The sequence below is a fragment of the Paenirhodobacter hankyongi genome (assembly GCF_003664585.1).
GTDB classification, from domain to species: Bacteria; Pseudomonadota; Alphaproteobacteria; order Rhodobacterales; family Rhodobacteraceae; genus Rhodobacter; species Rhodobacter hankyongi.
In genome coordinates, this window is the sequence record NZ_RCHI01000037.1 from 1 (window position 1) to 4,503 (window position 4,503).

General features: G+C 67.0%; 4 protein-coding genes. All 4 read left to right on the forward strand.

Annotated elements, in window-relative coordinates; genetic code table 11:
- Positions 1 to 189: 189 nt before the first annotated feature.
- Positions 190 to 1,077 carry a class II glutamine amidotransferase gene (locus tag DYS74_RS18255; RefSeq protein WP_121535048.1) on the forward strand — a complete coding sequence of 296 codons (888 nt, stop codon included), beginning with the start codon at positions 190 to 192 and terminating at the stop codon, positions 1,075 to 1,077.
- 2 nt (positions 1,078 to 1,079) lie between these two features.
- Complete coding sequence (locus DYS74_RS18260) at positions 1,080 to 1,763, forward strand: GltB/FmdC/FwdC-like GXGXG domain-containing protein (protein WP_121535049.1); 684 nt, start codon at positions 1,080 to 1,082, stop codon at positions 1,761 to 1,763.
- An 11-nt stretch (positions 1,764 to 1,774) separates the two neighbouring features.
- Positions 1,775 to 3,100 carry an FMN-binding glutamate synthase family protein gene (locus DYS74_RS18265; protein ID WP_121535050.1) on the forward strand — a complete coding sequence of 442 codons (1,326 nt, stop codon included), beginning with the start codon at positions 1,775 to 1,777 and terminating at the stop codon, positions 3,098 to 3,100.
- A 98-nt stretch (positions 3,101 to 3,198) separates the two neighbouring features.
- Positions 3,199 to 4,503 (forward strand): type III glutamate--ammonia ligase, encoded by a 1,305-nt coding sequence (glnT, locus tag DYS74_RS18270; RefSeq protein ID WP_121535051.1) that lies wholly within the window; start codon positions 3,199 to 3,201, stop codon positions 4,501 to 4,503.

Sequence of the window (4,503 nt, forward strand, 5' to 3'; positions counted from 1 at the left end):
GCGTGAGGGGTGATCTGCCCGGAATTGCGGCTTGGGCGGGGTGAGGTGCGGGGAAAACTGCCCGGAAAAGCGGCACGATTTGCATCGTGAGAAATTCTTCTTCTCGTGAGGCAAAATGAATTGCGAAGAAAATAAATTGCCTGCTAGTCAATCCGTGACGGCTCAAGCCGAAGCTGAACGGAGAAGACCATGTGTGGCATCGTTGGCCTCTTTCTGAAGAAGGACGCTTTGCGCCCCCGGCTCGGGGACATGCTCACCGACATGCTGATCACCATGACCGACCGCGGCCCTGACAGTGCCGGGATCGCGATCTATGGCGATGCGTCGGAGGGGCTGAAGATGACGGTCCAGTCGGACACGCCCGAGACGGCGTTCGCCGGGCTCGAGGCGGCGCTTGGCGCGGCGCTCGGCGCGCCGGTCGGGGTGGCGGTGATCGACACCCATGCGGTGCTGACGATCCCGGCCGGGACCGAGGCGGCGGCGCGGGCCTTCGCGGCCGAGGCGGGCCTGCGGGTGATGGGCGTCGGATCTGCGATGGAGATCTTCAAGGAGGTCGGGCTGCCGAAGGACGTGGCGGCGCGGTTCGGGATCCGGGCGATGGCGGGCAGCCATGGCATCGGCCACACCCGGATGGCGACGGAATCGGCGGTCACCACGATGGGGGCGCATCCGTTCTCGACCGGCGACGACCAGTGCCTGGTGCACAACGGCTCGCTGTCGAACCACAATGCGATGCGCCGGGTGCTGAGCGCGAAGGGCTTTGCGCCGCAGACGCAGAACGACACCGAGGTGGCGGCCTGCTACATCTCCTCGCGGCTTGCCGAGGGCGCGAACCTCGGCGAGGCGCTCGAGGGCACGCTCGAGGATCTCGACGGCTTCTTCACCTTCGTCGTCGGCACGAAGAATGGCTTCGGCGTGGTGCGCGACCCGATCGCGTGCAAGCCCGCGGTGATGGCCGAGACCGAGGAGTACGTCGCCTTCGGCTCGGAATACCGCGCCTTCGCCAAACTCCCGGGGATCGAGGCCGCGCGGGTCTGGGAACCGGAACCCGCCACCGTCTACTTCTGGGAGCGCTGATCATGCAGACGATCGACCTGTCCACCACGGCCCTTCGCGAGCTGAATGCCGCGCTGCAGGCGCAGGCCGCCAGCACCAACCAGACCGCCTGGGTGATCGAGAATCCGAAGGGCGCGCATGCCGTGGCCGTCGGCCTCGATGCGCCGATCGAGGTCACGGTGAAGGGCTCGACGGGCTATTACTGTGCGGGGATGAACAAGCAGGCCACCGTGCATGTGACGGGCTCGGCCGGGCCGGGCGTGGCCGAGAACATGATGTCGGGCACCGTCATCATCGAGGGCGACGCGAGCCAATATGCGGGCGCCACCGGCCATGGCGGGCTTCTGGTGATCAAGGGCAATGCGTCCTCGCGCTGCGGCATCTCGATGAAGGGCATCGACATCGTGGTCTATGGCAACGTCGGGCACATGTCGGCCTTCATGGCGCAATCGGGCAATCTGGTGGTGCTGGGCGATGCCGGCGAGGCGCTTGGCGACAGCCTCTACGAGGCGCGGCTCTTCGTGCGCGGCTCGGTCAAGTCGCTCGGTGCCGATTGCATCGAGAAGGAGATGCGGCCCGAGCATCTGGCGATCCTGGCCGAGCTTCTGGAGCGCTCGGGGGCGCCGGCGAAGCCCGAGGAGTTCAAACGCTACGGTTCTGCCCGCACGCTCTACAATTTCCACGTCGACCACGCCTCGGCGTATTGAGGACCCGACCCATGGACAAGACCCCCCAGACCCTGCCGCGCGACAGCTGGACCTTCTCGCCCGAGATCAACGCCGAGATCCGGCGCGCCGCGGCGACCGGCATCTATGACATCCGCGGCGGCGGTGCGAAGCGGAAGATGCCGCATTTCGACGACCTGCTGTTCCTTGGCGCCTCGATGTCGCGCTATCCGCTCGAGGGCTATCGCGAGAAATGCGGCACCGGGGTGGTGCTCGGCACGCGTTTCGCCAAGAAACCGATCGAGCTGAAGATCCCGGTGACGATTGCCGGCATGTCCTTCGGCGCGCTTTCGGGCCCGGCGAAGGAGGCGCTCGGCCGCGGCGCGACGATGGCCGGCACCTCGACCACCACGGGCGACGGCGGCATGACCGACGAGGAGCGCGGCCATTCGGAAAAGCTCGTCTATCAGTATCTGCCGAGCCGCTACGGGATGAACCCCGACGATCTGCGCCGCGCCGATGCGATCGAGATCGTGGTCGGCCAGGGCGCCAAGCCCGGCGGCGGCGGCATGCTCTTGGGCCAGAAGATCACCGAGCGGGTCGCGGGCATGCGCAACCTGCCCGTGGGCATCGACCAGCGCTCGGCCTGCCGGCACCCGGACTGGACCGGGCCCGACGATCTCGAGATCAAGATCCTCGAGATCCGCGAGATCACCAATTGGGAAAAGCCGATCTACATCAAGGTCGGCGGCGCGCGGCCTTACTATGACACCGCGCTCGCGGTGAAGGCGGGGGCCGATGTCGTGGTGCTCGACGGCATGCAGGGCGGCACCGCGGCGACGCAGGATGTGTTCATCGAGCATGTCGGCCAGCCGACGCTTGCCTGCATCCGGCCGGCGGTGAAGGCGCTGCAGGATCTGGGCATGCACCGCAAGGTGCAGCTGATCGTCTCGGGCGGCATCCGCACCGGTGCCGATGTGGCCAAGGCCCTCGCGCTTGGCGCCGATGCGGTCTCGATCGGCACCGCGGCGCTCGTCGCCCTTGGCGAGAACGATCCGAAATGGGCGGCCGAATACAGCAAGCTCGGCACCACCGCGGATGCCTATGACGACTGGCACGAGGGCAAGGACCCGGCCGGCATCACCACCCAGGACCCCGAGCTGATGAAGCGGCTCGACCCGGTCGAGGCGGCGCGCCGGCTGCGCAACTATCTCGCGGTGCTGACGCTCGAGGCGCAGACGATCGCGCGGGCCTGCGGCAAGAGCCATGTCCACAATCTCGAGCCCGAGGATCTGTGCGCGCTGACGATCGAGGCGGCGGCGATGGCGGGTGTGCCGCTTGCGGGCACCAGCTGGATCCCCGGCCAGGCCGGGTTCTGAGCGGACGGGCGGGGGCGACCCGCCCGAGCCGATCCTCCGTCACGTGAAAAGGGCCACAAGGCCCGCGAGGCCCGAGAGGCCGCAACAGGGAAACGACGATGACCGATCTTGCCGCCTTCGCCCGCGAAAAGGGCGTGAAATACTTCATGATCTCCTACACCGACCTCTTCGGCGCGCAGCGGGCGAAGCTGGTGCCGGCCTCGGCGATTGCCGACATGCAGGCCGACGGTGCGGGCTTTGCGGGCTTCGCGACGCATCTCGACCTGACGCCGGCGCATCCCGACATGCTCGCCGTGCCCGACGCGCCCTCGGTGATCCAGCTGCCCTGGAAGAAGGACGTGGCCTGGGTCGCCTCGAATTGCGTGATGGAGGGCGCCGACCTTGCGCAGGCGCCGCGCAACGTGCTGTCCCGCCTCATCGCCGAGGCCGCCGGGATGGGGCTCGAGGTGAAGACCGGCGTCGAGCCCGAGTTCTTCCTGCTCACCCCCGACGGGCTCTCGATCTCGGATGCGGCCGACACCGCGGCGAAGCCCTGCTACGACCAGCAGGCGGTGATGCGCCGCTATGACGTGATCGCGGAAATCTGCGATTACATGCTCGAGCTCGGCTGGGAGCCCTATCAGAACGACCACGAGGACGCGAACGGCCAGTTCGAGATGAACTGGAAATACGACGGCGCGATGGCCACCGCCGACAAGCACAGCTTCTTCAAGTTCATGGTGAAATCGGTCGCGGAAAAGCACGGGCTGCGCGCGACCTTCATGCCGAAGCCGATCCAGGGCCTGACCGGCAACGGCTGCCACGCCCATATCTCGGTGTGGGACACGAAGACCGGCAAGAACGCCTTTGCCGATGACACCAAGGAGCTCGGCCTGTCGGACAGCGGCCGCGCCTTCCTCGGCGGCATCATGAAGCACGCCTCGGCGCTCGCGGTCATCACCAACCCGACGGTGAACAGCTACAAGCGGATCAATGCGCCGCGCACGCTCTCGGGGGCCACCTGGGCGCCCAATACCGTGACCTGGACCGGTAACAACCGCACCCATATGGTGCGCGTGCCGGGCCCCGGCCGGTTCGAGCTGCGGCTGCCCGACGGGGCGGTGAACCCCTATCTGCTGCAGGCCGTGATCATCGCCGCGGGGCTCTCGGGGTTGAAGACCAACGCCGATCCGGGCCCGCGCTATGACATCGACATGTATGCCGAGGGCCACAAGATCGAGGGCGCGCCGAAGCTGCCCCTGAACCTTCTCGACGCGATCCGCGCCTATGACGCCGATCCCGGCCTCAAGGCCGCCATGGGCGAGGAATTCTCGGCGGGATATCTCAAGCTCAAGATGCAGGAGTGGAACGCCTTCGTGAACCACTTCTCCCACTGGGAACGCGACAACACCCTCGATATCTGA